18 protein-coding genes are annotated in these 17,376 nt (G+C 65.7%); 5 read left to right on the forward strand and 13 right to left on the reverse strand.

The features are described 5' to 3' along the window. Window positions 1-215: 215 nt before the first annotated feature. Window positions 216-854 (forward strand): trimeric intracellular cation channel family protein, encoded by a 639-nt coding sequence (locus tag AC1DSJ_RS10950; RefSeq protein WP_054421272.1) that lies wholly within the window; start codon window positions 216-218, stop codon window positions 852-854. A 123-nt stretch (window positions 855-977) separates the two neighbouring features. Continuing rightward, window positions 978-1,679, forward strand: a complete 702-nt coding sequence (locus tag AC1DSJ_RS10955) for a GntR family transcriptional regulator (protein ID WP_441371426.1) — start codon at window positions 978-980, stop codon at window positions 1,677-1,679. Between the two features lie 25 nt (window positions 1,680-1,704). Here the strand turns inward: AC1DSJ_RS10955 and AC1DSJ_RS10960 are convergent, their stop codons facing one another. From AC1DSJ_RS10960 to AC1DSJ_RS10975, 4 genes are read right to left on the reverse strand one after another with little or no spacing between them, the layout of a single operon-like run. After that, window positions 1,705-2,472, reverse strand: coding sequence for a LamB/YcsF family protein (locus tag AC1DSJ_RS10960; RefSeq protein WP_175170543.1), 768 nt, complete (start codon window positions 2,470-2,472; stop codon window positions 1,705-1,707). Between the two features lie 11 nt (window positions 2,473-2,483). After that, the gene (locus AC1DSJ_RS10965; protein WP_441371427.1) at window positions 2,484-3,482 is read right to left on the reverse strand and encodes a 5-oxoprolinase subunit C family protein; all 999 of its coding nucleotides are present in this window, start codon (window positions 3,480-3,482) and stop codon (window positions 2,484-2,486) included. After that, window positions 3,479-4,213 carry a 5-oxoprolinase subunit PxpB gene (gene pxpB / locus AC1DSJ_RS10970; protein WP_441371428.1) on the reverse strand — a complete coding sequence of 245 codons (735 nt, stop codon included), beginning with the start codon at window positions 4,211-4,213 and terminating at the stop codon, window positions 3,479-3,481. The genes AC1DSJ_RS10965 and pxpB overlap by 4 nt, the downstream gene beginning before the upstream one ends. 24 nt (window positions 4,214-4,237) lie before the next feature. Then, window positions 4,238-4,669: a VOC family protein gene (locus AC1DSJ_RS10975; protein WP_054421277.1), complete on the reverse strand. Its 432-nt coding sequence runs from the start codon at window positions 4,667-4,669 to the stop codon at window positions 4,238-4,240. Between the two features lie 147 nt (window positions 4,670-4,816). Here AC1DSJ_RS10975 and AC1DSJ_RS10980 point away from each other — a divergent pair, with 147 nt between their 5' ends. Next, the gene (locus AC1DSJ_RS10980; protein ID WP_054421412.1) at window positions 4,817-5,689 is read left to right on the forward strand and encodes a LysR family transcriptional regulator; all 873 of its coding nucleotides are present in this window, start codon (window positions 4,817-4,819) and stop codon (window positions 5,687-5,689) included. 68 nt (window positions 5,690-5,757) lie between these two features. Here the strand turns inward: AC1DSJ_RS10980 and serA are convergent, their stop codons facing one another. From serA to phoB, 9 genes are all read right to left on the reverse strand, one after another. Next, window positions 5,758-6,954, reverse strand: coding sequence for a phosphoglycerate dehydrogenase (serA, locus tag AC1DSJ_RS10985; protein ID WP_054421278.1), 1,197 nt, complete (start codon window positions 6,952-6,954; stop codon window positions 5,758-5,760). Between the two features lie 123 nt (window positions 6,955-7,077). Then, complete coding sequence (locus AC1DSJ_RS10990) at window positions 7,078-7,548, reverse strand: DUF411 domain-containing protein (protein WP_441371429.1); 471 nt, start codon at window positions 7,546-7,548, stop codon at window positions 7,078-7,080. A 38-nt stretch (window positions 7,549-7,586) separates the two neighbouring features. Beyond that, window positions 7,587-8,513 carry a copper resistance protein B gene (locus AC1DSJ_RS10995; protein ID WP_441371430.1) on the reverse strand — a complete coding sequence of 309 codons (927 nt, stop codon included), beginning with the start codon at window positions 8,511-8,513 and terminating at the stop codon, window positions 7,587-7,589. Window positions 8,514-8,516: 3 nt separating this feature from the next. Beyond that, the gene (locus tag AC1DSJ_RS11000; RefSeq protein ID WP_441371431.1) at window positions 8,517-10,340 is read right to left on the reverse strand and encodes a copper resistance system multicopper oxidase; all 1,824 of its coding nucleotides are present in this window, start codon (window positions 10,338-10,340) and stop codon (window positions 8,517-8,519) included. A 19-nt stretch (window positions 10,341-10,359) separates the two neighbouring features. Continuing rightward, window positions 10,360-10,857 carry a cupredoxin domain-containing protein gene (locus AC1DSJ_RS11005; RefSeq protein WP_441371432.1) on the reverse strand — a complete coding sequence of 166 codons (498 nt, stop codon included), beginning with the start codon at window positions 10,855-10,857 and terminating at the stop codon, window positions 10,360-10,362. A 70-nt stretch (window positions 10,858-10,927) separates the two neighbouring features. Next, a complete protein-coding gene (locus AC1DSJ_RS11010) occupies window positions 10,928-12,331 on the reverse strand; it encodes a heavy metal sensor histidine kinase (RefSeq protein WP_441371433.1) in 1,404 nt (467 codons plus the stop codon). Then, window positions 12,328-13,014 carry a heavy metal response regulator transcription factor gene (locus AC1DSJ_RS11015; protein WP_054421283.1) on the reverse strand — a complete coding sequence of 229 codons (687 nt, stop codon included), beginning with the start codon at window positions 13,012-13,014 and terminating at the stop codon, window positions 12,328-12,330. The genes AC1DSJ_RS11010 and AC1DSJ_RS11015 overlap by 4 nt, the downstream gene beginning before the upstream one ends. A gap of 57 nt (window positions 13,015-13,071) precedes the next feature. Next, window positions 13,072-14,379 carry a phosphate regulon sensor histidine kinase PhoR gene (gene phoR / locus AC1DSJ_RS11020; RefSeq protein WP_054421284.1) on the reverse strand — a complete coding sequence of 436 codons (1,308 nt, stop codon included), beginning with the start codon at window positions 14,377-14,379 and terminating at the stop codon, window positions 13,072-13,074. Window positions 14,380-14,391: 12 nt separating this feature from the next. Then, window positions 14,392-15,090 carry a phosphate regulon transcriptional regulator PhoB gene (gene phoB / locus AC1DSJ_RS11025; protein ID WP_006227196.1) on the reverse strand — a complete coding sequence of 233 codons (699 nt, stop codon included), beginning with the start codon at window positions 15,088-15,090 and terminating at the stop codon, window positions 14,392-14,394. Between the two features lie 163 nt (window positions 15,091-15,253). Between phoB and ubiE the strand changes: the two genes are divergently transcribed. Next, window positions 15,254-16,030: a bifunctional demethylmenaquinone methyltransferase/2-methoxy-6-polyprenyl-1,4-benzoquinol methylase UbiE gene (ubiE, locus tag AC1DSJ_RS11030; protein ID WP_054421285.1), complete on the forward strand. Its 777-nt coding sequence runs from the start codon at window positions 15,254-15,256 to the stop codon at window positions 16,028-16,030. 178 nt (window positions 16,031-16,208) lie between these two features. Next, window positions 16,209-17,222: a Tim44 domain-containing protein gene (locus AC1DSJ_RS11035; protein ID WP_054421286.1), complete on the forward strand. Its 1,014-nt coding sequence runs from the start codon at window positions 16,209-16,211 to the stop codon at window positions 17,220-17,222. The last annotated feature ends 154 nt before the right edge of the window (window positions 17,223-17,376 follow it).

Genomic DNA, 17,376 nt, shown 5'->3' on the forward strand with positions numbered 1-17,376 from the left:
GCGTCCGCGCAGCCTGGCTTGTACTGCCCTGTCAGGGCGTTATCCCATTGTCTCGCCGCGACGCAGACAGGGGATTGATCGATGTCAACGCACGGTCCAGCGTAAGGGACGCGCCGCAACCAGGCAATGGCGGATTGCGCAATATCAGCGTCAATACAATGTGGGGTTGGCCGCGCCGGTTTCCCTGGCCCCTTTTTTCTATAACTGTTATCTCCATGTTCTCCGACATTTCCCCCGCCTTGCTGCACACGCTGTATTTAGTCGCCATCGTGGCCGAAGCCATGACGGCGGCGCTGTCGGCCGGCCGGCGCGACATGGACTGGATGGGCGTCTGCATCATCGCCTGCGTCACCGCACTGGGCGGCGGGTCGCTGCGCGACGTGCTGCTGGGTCATTACCCGCTGACCTGGGTCATCCATCCCGAGTACCTGTGGATGACCGGCGGGGCCGCCATTCTCACGGCCTTGATCGCGCCCGTGATGCGGCGCTTGCGCAGCGTGTTCCTGCTGGCCGACGCGCTGGGCCTGGTGGCGTTCACCGTCATCGGCTGCCAGGTGGCGCAGATGATGCAGCTGCCGGTCACCGTCGTCTTGATCAGCGGCATGATCACCGGTTGCGCAGGCGGGGTGCTGCGCGATGTGCTCTGCAACGAAGTGCCGCTGCTGTTCCGCAAAGAGCTGTACGCCAGCGTATCGGTATTGACCGGCGCCTTGTACCTGGGCGGCCAGTCGCTGGGCTTGTCGGCCAATGCCGCCGTACCGCTGGCGTTGGCGGTGGGGCTGGCCATGCGCCTCTTGGCTCTGCGCTTTAACTGGCAGATGCCAAAGTTCGTCTATCGGGATGATTGGGATTGAAAGGCGGGGACTGAGACAAACCCGTTTTGACCTCTGCAACAATTTTCCTATTTGTGTTTCAAGAGATTTCTAGTATCTTCTCGGTGTCTCATACCATGCCTCGCGCAGTACAAGGGGAGCCGATTGGACGTCAAAGCGCCCGCCACGATTCCGTATTTCCTTCAGGAACAGATTCGTGAGTTGATAGTGGATGGCACTATCCGGCCCGGGCAGCCCTTGCGGGAGCAAGAACTAGAGCAGCGTTTCGGCACCAGCCGCAGCCCGATCCGGGAAGCACTGCGTTTGCTGGAGTTGAGCGGCCTGGTCACGCATATCCAACGCAAGGGCTTTCGGGTCACCCTCTATACCGAAACGCAAATCCGCCACCTGTACATGTTGCGCGCGGAGCTGGAGGCGTATTGCCTGCGCCAGCTGGCCGACGTGACGGATCTGTCGCCGCTGGTGGCCGAGCTGCGCAGCTACGACGAAGCGATTGCGTCGTCGATGGCCAAGCGCGACGTGCGCGCCAGCATCGCGGCATGCCGCGAGTTCTATCTGGCCAGCGCCCGCTACACCGGCAACACGCCGCTGACCAGCATGCTGAGCAAGCTCTACGAACAGCTGGAGCCGCTGCGCTTCCTGCTGGCCCGGCGCTCGATTGAAACCAACACCATCCAGACCTACACGCACGGCATCACGCAGGCCGTGGCAGTGCGCGATTTTGAGCGCGCTGCGGGGTTGACGCGCACGTACGTGCTGGAAGTGCTGCCGAGCATTGTGCAGGTGTATCGCGACGCCATTGAACCCGTAAGGCAAGAGGCGGCGCCGCGCTACGGCCGGGCCTGACCCCTTGCTTTAAGGGGCTGCGCGTTCAGCCGCGCGCAGGCGTGCGGACTTCAATGCCCGCCTGCTCCAGCGCCTGGCGGATGCCGTTGGCGAACAACAGGGCGTTGGGCTGGTCGCCATGAATGCAGAGCGTGTCGGCTTGCACCGGCACGTCGCGGCCATCCACCGAACGCACCTTGCCTTCGCGCACCATGCCTATGACTTGCGCCACCGCTTGCTCCAGGTCTTCGATCATGGCGCCCGCGCGGGTGCGCGGCGTCAGCGAGCCGTCGTCCTGGTAAGAGCGGTCGGCGAACACTTCGCTGGCGGCCGCAAGCCCAATGGCGCGCGCGGCGTCGATCAGCTTGCTGCCGGCCAGCCCATACAGAATCAGTGACGCGTCCACATCCTTGACCGCCTGGCAGATGGCGCGCGACAGGCCTTCGTCTTTTGCGGCCATGTTGTACAACGCGCCGTGCGCCTTCACGTGATGCAGCCGCGCCCCTTGCGAGGCGGCCACACCGGCCAGCGCGCCAATCTGATAGACCACGATGTCATAGGCTTCATCGGGCGTGGTCGGGATGCTGCGGCGGCCAAAGCCCGCCAGGTCCTGCAAGCTGGGGTGGGCGCCCAGCGCCACGCCCTGCTTGAGGGCGGCCGCCACCGTCTTGCGCATGGTGGCCGGGTCGCCGCCATGAAATCCACAGGCGATGTTGGCGGAGCTGACGTATTGCAGCACCGCCGCGTCGTTGCCCATGGTCCACGCGCCATAGCTTTCGCCCATGTCGCAATTCAAATCGATGCGGGTCGTCATTGCAGGTTCCTTTATGCGGGGGTCAACAAGGCGCGCAGCGGGGCCAGCGCGTCGTGCAATTGCGTGAACGCGCGTTCGCGGTCGGCATCCAGCCGCTGCGCATCGTCCAGGCTGATCAGGGCAAAGCGCAGCGTGTCGCCGGGGGCGGTCTGCGCCAACGCGGGCAGGTCCACCGTGGCAATCTGCGCAATCTTGGGGTAGCCGCCCGTGGTTTGGCGGTCGGCCATGAGGATGATGGCTTCGCCGCCCGACGGCACCTGCACGGTGCCGAAACAGGCGGCTTCCGACAGCATCTGGCGCGGCTGTTCCAGCGCCAGCGCCGGGCCCGTCAAACGATAGCCCATGCGGTCAGACTGCGGGCTGACGCGAAATTCCGCGCCGCTGAACGCGTCGCGCGTGGCGTCCGAAAATTCGTGCCAATGCAGGCCGGGCAGAAAGCGGATGACGGCGCGGCGCGTGTTGCCCAGCGTGCCGGGCAGATAGATGCGCAGGTTCCACAACGCGTCGCGCAGCGCCTTCAGGTCCCGGTGCGCGGCAAGCGGGGTCCGCAGGGCAATGCAATCGCCCTTGGCCAGCGCGCGCCCTTGGAAGCCGCCAAAGCCGCTGCGCAAATACGTGGATTCGCTGCCCATCACCGCAGGCAAGGCAAAGCCGCCATGCACCGCCAGGTAGGCGCGCACGCCGGTGGCCGGGCGCGCGCCGAAGGCCAGCGTATCGCCCGCGCAGGCCACTAGCGGCCGGTGCGGGGCAATGTCTTGTCCGTTCAGCGTGGCGCCAAGATCTGCGCCGGCCAGCGCAAAGCAAGCCGGCGCATCGAAGCGCAAGGTCGGCCCGGTCAGCGTTATTTCCAGCGTGGCGGGGTCGCCGGCGTTGCCCGCCAGCGCATTGGCCAGCCGGTGCGCGCGTTCGTCCATGGCGCCAGCGGCGGGTATGCCTTGATGCTGATACCCGTTGCGGCCGGCGTCCTGGAAGCTGGACAGCATGCCGGGCTTGATCACGGTCAGGCTCATGGCTGTGCCTTCCGGATGCGGTTGAACTCGTCGGCGCTGATGGGCACGAAGCGCACCGAATCGCCCGGTTGCAGCAGCGAGGCCGGTTCGCGGGTCGGGTCGAACAGCGTCAGCGGCGTGGCGCCGATGATGTTCCACCCGCCGGGCAGCCGGTTCGGGTAGATCACCGTCTGCCGGTTGGCGACCGCAACGGAACCGATGGGCACCACGGTGCGCGGCGACGGCCGGCGCGGAATGTTCAGTTTTTCGTCGTGCAGGCCCAGGTAAGGGTGGCCTGGCGCAAACCCCAGCATGAACACCATGCTGCGCGGTCCGCTGTGCAGGGCGATGACATCGTCGGGCGTCACGCCAGCGGCGCGCGCCACGTCTTCCAGGTCGGGGCCATGTTCGCCGCCGTAGCAAACCGGGATATCAATGTCACGTTCGGCCGAGGCGTCGGCAGGGATGCCATCGGCAAGCAGCGCGTTGACGCGGGCGGTCAGCGCGGAACAGGTGGGGCCGCCGCCGACGCCGTCGGGCCGGTAATGCACGGCCACGGCGACGAATGACGGCACCACGTCGGTCACGCCGGCCAATTGCGCGTCGCGCAGTTTGCGCGCCGCGGCCAGACAGGTCTGGCCGACCGACGCGTCAATCCGGTCGCCAAAGGTGATGATCAGGCAGCGATCACCCTGGGGCTGGATGCGCCAGGAGGGTTCGGCCGGAGAAGGGGGTTCGGAAGAAGCGTTCAACGGCGCGACACCTCTGGCGGCGGATTACTTGGCGAACAAGGAATCCATGTTCTTGAAGGCTTTGAATTCCAGCGCGTTGCCCGACGGGTCCAGGAAGAACATCGTGGCCTGTTCGCCGACTTCGCCCTTGAAGCGGATGTAGGGTTCGATGACGAATTCGGTGCCGGCGTCGATCAGGCGCTTGGACATGGCTTCCCATTGTTCCATGGAAAGAACCGCGCCGAAATGGCGCACGGGCACGTTGTGCGAGTCCACGGCGCTGGTGGCCTTGTGGCCGCATTCGCTGGGCGCCAGGTGGGCGACGATCTGGTGGCCGTAGAAGTTGAAGTCGATCCATTCGGACGAGCTACGGCCTTCCGGACAGCCCAGCTTTTCGCCGTAGAAGGCGCGGGCTTCGGCCAGGTCGCGAACCGGGAAGGCCAGGTGGAACGGCGGCAGGTTGGTTTGAGCGGTCATGAGAATTTCCGGGTCATTCAAAAGAGGGTGATCGGCATGCGGGCTGCCGCGGGTGCAAAACAGCGCTAGCACCAGCCCCTAGTTTAGGTATTGTTTTTTTGATTGAAAAACGATATTTTTTGTGTCTTAGCATCAAAAATATTGATCGTGATCAAAGAGTTCAAAACCTTCATCGCCGTGGCCCGTGATGGCACCTTTACCGGGGCGGGCACGCATCTGGGGCTGACGCAGTCGGCGGTCAGCGCGCAAATCAAGCGCCTGGAGGAATACCTGGGCGTGGAATTGTTCGACCGCAGCGCGCGCGCCGCGGTGTTGAACGCGCACGGCCGAGAGATGCTGCCGCAGGCCGAAGAATTGGTCGCCATGGCTGAACGCATGGTCACCACGGCGGGGGCGGGGCATGTCAGCGGTTCGTTGCGCATTGGCGCAATCGCCTCGGTGCAGCAAGGCCTGCTGGTGGATGCGCTGGGCCGCTTTCGCGCGGTGTATCCCGATGTGCGGGTGCGGATTGTGCCGGGGGTGTCGCTGTCGCTGCTGGGTCAGGTGGACGCGGGCGAAGTGGACATGGCCGTGCTGATCCGCCCGCCGTTCACGCTGCCGCCGGAGCTGGGCTGGCAGCCGCTGTTAAGCGAACCCGTGGTGCTGGCCATGCCGGAATCCATGCCGGCCGCGCCTTGGCGCGACGTGCTGGCGACGCAGCCCTTCATCCGCTATGACCGGGCGTCATTCGGCGGGCGGGTGGTGGATATTTTCTTGAAGAAGCACCGCTTGAATGTGCACGAAGCGGTGGAGCTCGATGAAATCGAAGCCATCGCCAATTTGGTGCGTCACGGGCTGGGGGTGGCGCTGTTGCCGCGCCTGCGCGGGCTGGACATGACGGGCTTGCGCCTGGTGCCGTTGGGCGACCAGGCGTTTCACCGCGACATCGGCATCATCGGCCGGTTGCCGTTCGACGCGGGCAGCGTGCGGGAAAAGATGGCGGAATGCCTGGTGGCGGCAGCCGGTGAAGGCGTGCCATAAACAAGAATGGCGTCATGGCAAATTCAGCCACAACGCCATCCGCAATCAAGCGATCAACCTCGCCCGGTTTACAGCCGGTCGCAACGCACCGTGATCGGGTGGCTGCGCAGCGTGGACATCACCACGTCATCCACCTGGCCTTCCACGTCCGTAATCACGTAACCGATCTGGCCCTTGGTTTGCAGCGTCTGGCTGACGATGTTCAACCCGTGTTGCGCCATCAGGTTGTCCAGCGTGCCCAGCGCGCCCGGGGCGTTGCGGTGCACGTGCAGGATACGGGTGGCGCCCGCCGGTTCCAGATACGGCAGTTCGGGGAAGTTGACCGCGCCCTTGGTCGTGCCGGCCTGCATGAAGCGCACCAGCTTCTCGGCCACTTCGCGGCCGATGTTCTCTTGCGATTCCTGCGTGCTGCCGCCAATGTGCGGGGTCAGGATGACGTTGGGCAGGCCGATCAGCGGGCTTGCCAGCGGCTCGTCCGCGCCCTTGGGTTCAGTCGGGAATACATCCAGCGCAGCGCCCGCCAGGTGGCCGGACTTCAGCGCGGCGTGCAGCGCGTCGATGTCGACCACGGTGCCGCGCGACGCGTTGATCAGGATGGCCCCGCGCCGCATGCGCGCGATGGTCTCTGCGTTCATGATGTTTTCGGTGGACTTGCCGCCCGGCACGTGCAGCGTCACCACGTCGGCCTGCTCCAGCAGGTCGTTCAGCGTTCCGGCCGGACGCGCGTTGCCCAGCGGCAGCTTGGCTTCCACGTCGTGATAGATGACGCGCATGCCCAAGCCTTCGGCCAGCGTGCTGATCTGCGAGCCGATGTTGCCGTAGCCCACGATGCCCAGCGTCTTGCCGCGCGTTTCAAACGCGCCTGACGCGCTCTTGTCCCAGTGGCCCAGATGCACGCGGGCGTTCTTTTCCGGAATCCGGCGCAGCAGCAGGATGGCTTCGCCCAGCACCAGTTCGGCAACGGAACGGGTATTGGAGAAGGGCGCGTTGAACACGGGAATGCCGCGCTGCATGGCCGAATCCAGGTCGACCTGGTTGGTGCCGATGCAGAAGCAGCCCACGACGCGCAGGTCGGGGCTGGCCAGCAAGGCGGCATCCAGGTGCGTGCGAGAACGAATCCCGGCCACGTGCACGCCACGCAGGGCGTCGTGCATCTGCGCCGGCGGCAGGGCCGCGGCGTGCGTGACGATATCGGTGTAGCCGGCGGCTTCGAAGACCGCGCGGGCACTCGGGTGGATGTTCTCGAACAGGACGATTTTTGCCATGACTGCCAGGGGGTGGGTGAGGAATGCGTGTTATTTATTGTGGCGCATTTTTGCTGCAGTGCAAGGAGTAGCCATTGAGACGGTGTGGATGAATTGTTTCAACGGCTTTCCCACCCCCGCGCCCTAGCGATACGCCTGGAACACCTTGGCGCCGCCCTGCTTGTCGACCAGCATCACGTCGTGCGGCGTCTTGCGGCCGCCGTACTCCGGGCCGTCCATGCCGGGCGAACCCAGCGGCATGCCGGGGGCGGCCAGGCCCGCTGCGTCGGGCTTTTCAAGCAGCAGACGCCGCACATCGCTGGCCGGCACATGGCCTTCGACCGCATAGCCGTCAACCATGGCGGTGTGGCAGGAACCGTAGTCCGCCATGCCCGCGTTGCGGCGGATAGGGCCGGTGTCTTGCACATCGTGCGTGGTCACGGTGAAGCCGTTGTCACGCATGTGCTTGACCCAGTCTTCGCAACAGCCGCAGGTGGGCGTCTTCCAGACTTCCACCTTGACGGGCGTTTGCGCCGCCGTGATCGCGGGGGCGAATAGCGGGGTGAACAGCGCCGCGGCAATAACCAGGCGGCGCGTAACTCGGGATGCGTTCATGATGCTCCGTAGGGTAAATGTCGAAAAGGCGGGGGGTGTCAAAACCAGAACCGCACACCGGCCATCACGGCCGTCTGCGAGCGGCTGGCCCCGGCGTCCGAGGCGTAGCTTGCCGTCTGGCCAAACTTTCGCTCAAAGGATACGCCGATGTAGGGCGCGAATTCCCGCGTGACTTCATAACGCAGCCGCAACGACAGTGAGCCCGTCGACAGCCCCGACCCGATCCCGCGTTCGGGGTCGGATTTTCCGTACAGGCTGGCTTCGAGTTCCGGCGTGAAGATCAGCCGTTGCGTCAGCAGCAGGTCGTACTCGGCCTTCAGCGCCAGCGCCGTGCGGCCCGACGAACCCACATAGCCGGTCGTCTCCAGTTCGATGTTGTACGGCAGGACGCCTTCAATGCCAATGGCGGCCCAGTTGCGCTTGGGGCCCGTGCCGATGTCGCGGCGCGCACCCAGTTGCAGGTCCCAGAAGGGCGAGACCGCGTGGCTCCAGAACGCTTCAACCTTTCCGTCCGAGCCGCCACCGTTTTCGCGTTCGCCTTCGCTCTTGACGACGAGCCGGTCGGTGGCCGTGCCGAACCAGAAGCGGCCATCCCAATCCAGCGCATTCTGCCCATCGCGGTTGCGCGACATGCCGAACTTGTCGAACAGCACTTGCCACGTGGGGTCGTTGTCCATCATGTGCGGATGGATACCGTAGCTGTCGTAGCTGCGATCGCCCGCGCCATCGCTGGACGGCAGGCTGCCGATGGGGGGCGGCACATTCGATGCTGCGGAGTCGCCGTGACCCATGCTGGCATGGTCTATGGCGGCTGGCGCCGGACGCGTCGCGCTGTGAGCCATGCCCGGCATGCTGGCATGGTCCATCGCGCCGTGATCGGTCGCTGCGGTTTGCGCGTGCGCGCCCGCAGCCACCAGCATCATCGCCAGGGCGCAGGCGCCCAATCGTTTTGTCTTAGGCGTCATCGCTTACTCCACCACGACCGCTCTGAACATGCCGGCCTCCATGTGATACAGCAGGTGGCAGTGGTAGGCCCAATGCCCGCGCGCATCGGCGCTGACGCGGTAGCTCAGCCGCTGCGCCGGGTTGAGCGTGATTGTGTGCTTGCGCACCTGGAACGCGCCGTCGGGCGATTCCAGGTCGCTCCACAGGCCGTGCAGATGGATGGGGTGCGTCATCATCGTGTCGTTGACCAACACGAAGCGCACGCGCTCGCCGTAGCGCAGCACGATGGGTTTTGCGTCCGAGAACTTCACGCCATTGAACGACCACATGTAGCGTTCCATGTTGCCCGTCAGATGCAGTTCGATCTCGCGCGAGGGCGCGCGGTTGTCGGCGGGTTCGCGGATGGAATGCAGGTCGGCGTATGTGAGCACGCGGCGGCCGTTGCCGCGCAAGCCCACGCCCGGATCGTCCAGACGCGTTGACACCACGTCGGGCAGCATCGAATTGCCCACGCCGCGCTCGGCGGGGTAGGGATGCTTCACTTCGACCATGCCGCCCTGGCCAGCGCCGGAACCGTGCTGCATGCCATGGTCCATGCCGGGCATGGCGCTGTGGTCCATCGCGGCTGCGTCTGCCCCTGCCCCCGCATTGGCAGCCGCGCCCGCACCGGCATGGTCTCCACCGCCCATGTCGTGCGCCATGCCCATGTCCATCATGCCCAGCAGCTGCACGCGGTCCAGCGCCGGCACGTCTGCCTGCATGCCGGCGCGTGGGGCCAGCGTGGCGCGGGCGTAGCCGGAACGGTCCATGGCCTGCGAGAAGATCGTGTAAGCGCGGTCGTCTTGCGGCTCGACGATCACGTCATACGTTTCCGCCACGCCGATGCGGAACTCTTCCACATCCACCGGGCGCACATCCTGCCCGTCCGCCGCCACCACCGTCATCTTCAAACCTGGAATACGCACGTCGAAGTACGTCATCGCCGAGCCGTTGATGAAGCGCAGCCGGATGCGTTCGCCCGGCGCGAACAGCCCGGTCCAGTTGCCCGCGGGCGTCGCGCCGTTGGTCAGGAAGGTGTAGGTTGCGCCCGACACATCCGCCAGGTCCGACGGGTTCATGCGCATCTGTTCCCACATCAGGCGTTCAGACAGCGCAGCGCGCCAGCCACGGCCGTCCGCGTCGGCGCGCAGGCTTTGCACGCTGGGCTGAATGCCGTTGTAGTAGTCGGGCATCACCTTCAGCTTGTTGAAAAGCCGCATCGGATCTTCGTCTGTCCAGTCGGACAGCAGCACGGTGTAGTCGCGGTCGGACGCGATGGGGTCGCGGCGGCGCGGGTCGATGACGATGGCGCCGTACAGGCCCGTCTGTTCCTGAAAGCCCGAATGGCTGTGATACCAATACGTGCCGCTTTGGCGCACGTCGAAACGGTAGGTGAAGGTCTGGCCCGGGTCGATGCCGTCAAAGCTCAGGCCCGGTACGCCATCCATGTTCGACGGCAGCAGAATGCCGTGCCAATGAATCGACGTCTGCTCGCGCAACCGGTTGGTGACGTGCAGCGTGACTGTGTCGCCTTCGCGCCAGCGCAGGATGGGCGCGGGCAGTTGGCCGTTGACGGTGGTGCCGATGCGGGCCGCGCCCGTGAAGTTGACCGGCGTTTCGCCAATTTCAAGATGAAACTCGGTGCCGCGTAATTCGGTGGCGGAGGCAGGGTGCGATGGCGACTGCAGCGGGGACAGCGACGGCGATTGCGCCAGCGCCGCGCGCCAGCCGCCAAGCGCCGCCAGCGCGCCGCCGGCCGCTAAGCCCTGCACGAATCGCCGGCGGGCAAGAGGGGGAAGTGTGCGCATGGGTAGTCTGTGCCGGGCGTCAAAGCACCGACACCGCTCCCTTCATGCCGGCCGAGTAATGGCCGGGTTCCAGGCAGCCGAAAGACACCGTACCCGCCTTGTCGAAGCGCCAGACGATCTGCCCGGACTTGCCCGCCTCCAGCGACACCGCGTTGGCTTCCTCGTGGCGCATGCCGGGGTCCTTCATCATCATGTCGTAGTGCGCTTTCAGATCGGCGTCGGTGCCCAGCACCAGCTCGTGCCGAATCTTGCCGACATTGCGCACCGTGATGCGCACGGTCTCACCGGCCTTGACCTCGATGCGGTCGGGCGTGAAACGCATGGCGTCGTTCATGTCGATATTGACGGTGCGCGTGGCGCGGGCGGCGTCGCCCGGCTTGCCGATCGGGGCCGTTGCGGCCGGCATGGTCATGGACGGCATGTTGTGGCCATCGTGGCCGCCTGCGGCTTGCGCGGCGCCGGTGAACAGCAGGGCCAGGGCAGCAGCCTGGCTAAGGCGAATCAGAGCGTCTTTCACGAAAATCCTTACAGGAGTGACCGTGATGACACTGTAGAAAAGCCGGGGTGACCCGATTCTGTCGCCTGGATTACGGTTTTGTAATGTTCGGCGGGCGCGGGGACGTTTCCGGCCCGCGCAACGTGATGCCCACCACCGTGCCGGACGCATCCGACACCGCGTCCACATCGCCGCCATGCATGCGGGCGATGGCGCGCACGATGGCCAGCCCCAGCCCGTGCCCTTCGCTGCGCGGCGCGCGGGTATGCCCAGACCGGAAGAAGCGGTCGAAGATGCGTGGCAGGTCGGCGGCCGGAATGGGCGTGCCGGGGTTGCGCACTTGCACCCGCGCGCCTGCCGCCGACGCTGAACACGTCAGCACGATTTCGCGCCCCGCGGGCGTAGCCTTGATGGCGTTGGAGATCAAATTGGCCAAGGCGCGGCGCACCAGCCCCGGGTTGGCGGCCACCGTTGCATCGCCCTCGCAGCGCAGATGCACACCTTGGGCTTCCAACGTGGCTTCGTAGTATTCCGCCACGCGCCGGGCTTCGGCCGCGAGCGACACCGGCGCCAGGTCCGCCGCCCGTTCCCCGCGGTCCGCACGCGCCAGGAACAGCATGTCGTTGACCAGCGTCTTCAGGTCTTCGAGCTCTTCCAGATTGGATTCCAGCGCGTCGCGCAACTCGGCGGCGTCGCGCGGGGATGACAGCATCACCTGCGTGCCGTTGATCAGCGTGGCAAGCGGCGTGCGCAGTTCATGCGCAACGTCGGCGTTGAACCCTTCCATCTGCTGATACGCCGATTGCAGCCGTTCCAGCGTGCGGTTGAAGGACCGCACCAGGTCGTGCAGTTCGCGGTCGGTGTCTTCCAGCGGCAGGCGGCGCGCCAGATTGTCGGGCTGGATGCGGGCGGCCTGCTCCGACAGCCGGCGCGTCGGGGCCATGCTGCGGCGCACGGCCCAGGCGGCCAGCACCACGGTCGCGCCCACCCAGAGCGCGCAGATCAACACCAGCGCGGTGCCATAGGCGTATAGAAACTGCGAGCTGGTGCGCGTGCTGACGGCCACGGTCAGTTCGGCGCCCGGCAGGATGCGGTCATTCATGGCCACGCGCAAGCCGCGCATGCGCCCGCCATCGGCGGTTTGCAGCACCACTTGTCTGCCGTCGTCAGCCGTGCCCAGCGTTTCCGGGGCGGGGCCGCCGTACACGGCGTGGCCCTGCGCGTCCACGATCCAGATGCCCAACTGGCCTTGGCCGGCGCGCATCTCGTCAAACGTGGCGGCCAGATCGTGCAGGCCGCTGGCGCTGTTCTGCATGTCGATCAGGTGGTTGATCAATTCCAGCTTGCCGCTGACCTCGGTGATTTCCTGGCGCTCGACTTCGCGCTTGAGCGCCCAGAACAGCGTCGCCCCGGCCAGGCTGGATACCAGCAACGCAATGGCGCCCAACAGCAGCGTCAGCCGCGCCTGCATCGAACGCATGCGCGGCGGCTTCATGCCGGTTTGGGCTCGGGGCGCGACTCCAGCACATAGCCCATGCCGCGCACGGTGTGCAGCAGCTTGGCGTCGAACGGGTCGTCCAGCTTGCCGCGCAGGCGGCGCACGGCGACGTCGATGACATTGGTGTCGCTGTCGAAATTCATGTCCCACACCTGTTCGGCCAGCGTGGTGCGCGACAGCACCTGCCCCTGGCGGCGCAGCAGCAGGGCGAGCAGGTTGAATTCCTTGGCGGTCAGGTCCAGGCGGCGGCCGCCCCGCTGGGCGCGGCGGCGCGCCAGGTCCAGCTCCAGGTCGGCCAGGCGCAGCAGCGTGGGTTCTTGCGTGCGGCCCCGGCGCAGCAGCGCCTGCACGCGCGCCAGCAGCTCCGAAAACGCAAAGGGCTTGACCAGATAATCGTCGGCGCCGCCTTCCAGGCCGCGCACGCGGTCTTCCACGGCGTCGCGCGCCGTCAGCATCAGGATGGGGGTGTCTTTTTGTGCGCGAACCGATGCCAGGATGCCGAAGCCGTCCACGCCGGGCAGCATCACGTCCAGCACGATCAGGTCATACGCGCCTTCCAGCGCCAGATGCAGACCGTCGACGCCGTCGCGCGCCAGATCCACGATATGGCTCTGTTCCGACAGCCCCTTCTTAAGGTAGTCGGCCAGTTTGGGTTCGTCTTCGATGACCAGGATGCGCATGGCCGGAAATTTACCACCCGCGCCGGCTGTGCGGCGCGGGTGATACGAGCAAACCGGTCAGGCCGGTTCGTCGATGGCGATACGTTCGAAGGGGAAGCGCAGCGCAAAGACGCTGCCTTTGCCGGGCTCGCTCGTGATGAGCAATTCGGCATCGTGGCGCATGGCGATGTGCTTGGTGATCGCCAGGCCCAGACCCGTGCCGCCCACGGCGCGCGAGCGCCCGCGGTCCACGCGGTAGAAACGTTCGGTCAGGCGCGGCAGGTGGCGGGCGGGGATGCCGATGCCGGTGTCCTGCACGCTGTAGCGCGCGCCGCCATCGGGCTCGCGTTCCCAGCGCACGGTGATCGTCCCGCCGTCGGGCGTGTAGCGCACGGCGTTGGTCAGCAGGTTCGACAGCGCAGAGGTCAGCTCGGTTTCGGCGCCCAGCACGTCCAGCGTTTCGTCGATGTGCCATTCCAGCACATGACGTCCGCCCGACAAGGCTTCGATCTGCTGACGCGCCTTTTGCAGCAGCGCGCTCATGTTGATCGCGCGCGGGTCGCTGCCCGGCGACGATTCCAGCGTGGACAAGGTCAGCAGGTCTTCGACAATGGCCTGCATACGCTGGGCCTGCTCATGCATCATGTCGATGTACTGCGCGCGCTGTTCTTCGGGCAAGGCATCGGCCGGCATGTCGCGCAGCGTTTCCAGAAAGCCCGCCAGCACGGTCAGCGGCGTGCGCAGCTCGTGCGAGACGTTGGCCACGAAATCGCGGCGCGTGGTTTCCAGGCGTTCAATCTGCGTGACGTCGCGGGTAATAAGCAGGCGCTGATTACTGGCGTAAGACGTCAGCTGCATCATCATCAGCCGTTCCTGGCCTTGCTGGCCCAGGCGCACCAGGATCGGGTCGGGCCAGGACGAGCGGTGCGCGTATTCCACGAATTCCGGCGCGCGCAGCAGGTTCAGCAGATTGTGGCCACGGTCGGCCGGCAGGCGCAGGCCCAGATGCTGGCGCGCCATGCGGTTGCACCAGTCGATCTGGAATTCTTCATTCATCGTGACCGCGCCGTCCGGCAGCGCCTGGGCGGCGGCCAGCATGCCTTGCATGGTGTCGCGGGTTTCAGCCAGTTCCCGGGCGCGGGCGCGGGTGTAGCGGTAGAGCGGGGCGAGGATGTCGTCCCAAGGCCCGACGGAGGCGGGAGGAGAGGTGTCCGGGTGATTGGCCCAGTGGGAAACCAGCGTCAGGCGCCAGCTGCGCCAGAGCAGCATGGCGGCCAACGCGGCGGAAAACACGATCCAGCCGAATGGATCACCTATGAGCCATTGCGCCAGTAGTGAAATCACCGCCCACAGGGCGACCAGGAAAAGGGTGCGCAGCCAAATCATCGTGCGGGAGTTTTACCGCGTCGGAAGCTGTGCCGTAAACCGGTATCCGCTGCCGCGCACGGTTTCAACGTGCGCATCGTGGCCGCTGGGTTCCAACGCCTTGCGCAGGCGGCGGATGTGGACGTCAACGGTGCGCTCTTCCACAAACACGTGGTCGCCCCAGACCTGATCCAGCAGTTGCGAACGCGAGAACACGCGCTCGGGGTGGGTCATGAAGAAGTGCAGCAGACGGAACTCGGTGGGACCGATCTGCAAAGACTGGCTATTGCCCGACAAGCGGTGCGTGACCGGGTCCAGCTTCAGGCCGCCCACGTCGATGACGTCATCGGTCAGCTGGGGCGCGCGGCGGCGCAACACGGCCTTGATGCGGGCCATGAGCTCTTTCGGCGAGAACGGCTTGGTGATGTAGTCGTCGGCGCCGGCTTCCAGGCCGTCTACCTTGTCTTGCTCGGAGCCCTTGGCGGTCAGCATGATGACCGGGACGGCGCGGGTGCGCTCGTCGTTGCGCAGCTTGCGCGCCATGGCCAGGCCGGACGTGCCGGGCAACATCCAATCCAGCAGGATCAGATCGGGGAGTTCGGCGCGAATCAGGGTCTGGGCCTGGTCGGCGTCGAACGCGCGCAGCACTTTATGCCCCGCGAAGGACAGGTTGACGGCGATCAGTTCCTGGATTGCGGGTTCGTCTTCGACGACGAGGATGGTGCTGGACATGGCGAATTTGGCACACTTCTGAGCGCCGGCGCGGCGCGAACATTGCGATAGTATGGCCGCAATATTTCAGGTATGTGACCGCAGGGTGCTTCCGGGGAAGGTTCTCTGCCCGCCGGCGCGTGGCCGATAGGCTACCATTGCCAGGATATATCGGGAATTCACCATGCAAAACCCCTCCGAATCGCAACATTCCGCCGACTCCAACGCCCAATCCACGCATTTCGGCTTCCAAACGGTGCCGGAAGGCGAAAAAGCCCGCAAGGTCGCTGAAGTCTTCCATTCGGTCGCCCAGCGTTACGACGTCATGAACGATTTCATGTCGGCCGGCCTGCACCGCGTCTGGAAGGCCTTCACCATTGGCCGCGCCGCCATCCGCCCCGGCATGAAGGTATTGGACATCGCCGGCGGTACGGGCGACCTGGCCAAGGCCTTCGCCAAGCGCGCGGGGCCTACCGGCGAGGTCTGGCTGACCGACATCAATGATTCCATGCTGCGCGTGGGCCGCGACCGCCTCACTGACGCCGGCCTTTTGGTGCCCACCGCCGTTTGCGACGCCGAGCGCCTGCCGTTCCCCACGGGTTATTTCGACCGCGTCAGCGTGGCCTTTGGCCTGCGCAACATGACGCACAAAGACCGCGCGCTGGCTGAAATGACCCGCGTGCTGAAGCCGGGCGGCAAGCTGCTGGTGCTGGAATTCTCGCGCGTGGCCAAGCCGCTGGCGCCCGCCTACGACTGGTATTCCTTCAACGTGCTGCCCTGGTTGGGCAAGAAGGTCGCCAAGGACGAAGCCAGCTACCGTTACCTGGCGGAATCCATCCGCATGCATCCCGACCAGGAAACCCTGGCCGACATGCTGCGCACCGCCGGTCTGGAACGGGTTCAGTATTTCAACCTGACTGCCGGCATCGCCGCCTTGCACGAGGGCGTGCGCCTGGGCTGAAACCCGGCCTGTCCACAGGATATTTCTTCACCCCACGGGGAACTTGTGGGGCGGCGTCTTGTCCGTTATTCTTACGACGTTCAGATTACTGTAAGAAAAGTCGCGATTAGGTCCCGCTGTCCGTGGGACTCCCAGCTGCTCGGGGCAGCGGGGGCGCGAGTACGAGGGAGCAAACTCTATGACCAAATTCTGTCTTTCGCGGTTTGTCGCCGCGGCGCTCATCGCCGTTTCCGGCGCGGCGTTGGTGACGGCGTCGTTTGACGCCGAAGCCCGTCGTGCAGGTGGTGGCAGCAGCGTCGGCCGTCAATCCTCCAATGTGACCCAGCAGCGCCAGGCGACCACGCCGCCGGCCGCCGCGAACAACACGGCTGGCGCCACCGCCGCTCCGGCAGCCGCCGGCGCAGCCACGGCCGGCGCCGCGGGCGCTGCCGCCAAGAGCGGCGCGTCGCGTTGGCTCGGCCCCATCGCCGGCATCGCTGCTGGCCTGGGTATCGCCGCCTTGCTGTCCAGCATGGGCCTGTCGGGCGCCTTCGCTGAATTCCTGGGCTCCGCGCTGCTGATCGCCGCCGTTGTCTTCGCCGTCATGTTCATCATCCGCCGTCTGCGTGGCGCCGGTCCGCGTACCGCGACGCAAGGTGCCTTCAATGGCGCCAACAACGCACCGGGCCAGCAACCGCAGCCGATGTGGCGTGAAGCCCTGAAGCCGGCTGCCGCCGCACCCGCCGCTGCTGCCGCCCCTGTGGCTGCCGCCGCACCGGTCGCGCCTCCGGCAGTTCTGCCCAAAGCGGGCGAGGACAACAACTGGTTCGTGCCGGGTGATTTCGATACGCCCAACTTCCTGAAGCAAGCCAAGGAGCAGTTCGTTCGCATCCAGGCTGTGTGGGACAGCGGCAGCACCGATGGCCTGCGCGACTTCCTGACCGATGACCTGATCACCGAACTCAAGCCGCAGCTGGCTGAGCGCGGCGCGGCTCCCAACAAGACCGAAGTGGTGCTGTTGAACGCCGAAATGCTGGGCATCGAATCCGTGTCCGACGGCCACCTGGCCAGCGTGCGCTTCTCCGGCATGCTGCGTGAGGCCCCCGGCGCCGAAGCCTTCCGCTTCGAAGAAGTCTGGAACCTGTTCAAGCCTGCCAATGGCGGCTGGCTGTTGGCTGGCATTCAGCAGATTCCGGTGGATCTGGCCAGCTAAACGCTGGCTGGCCGGGACTGCCTCTGTCCTCCGTTGCCGGATGCCCGAAAGGGCATCCGCTTGAACCGGCCCCACAAGGGCCGGTTTTTCCATGTGCCTTTCGCACTAAACACGCGCCCATCTAACCCGTTACACTCCCGATTTACCTACTAAT

The organism is Achromobacter sp. 01N37 (assembly GCF_056399725.1).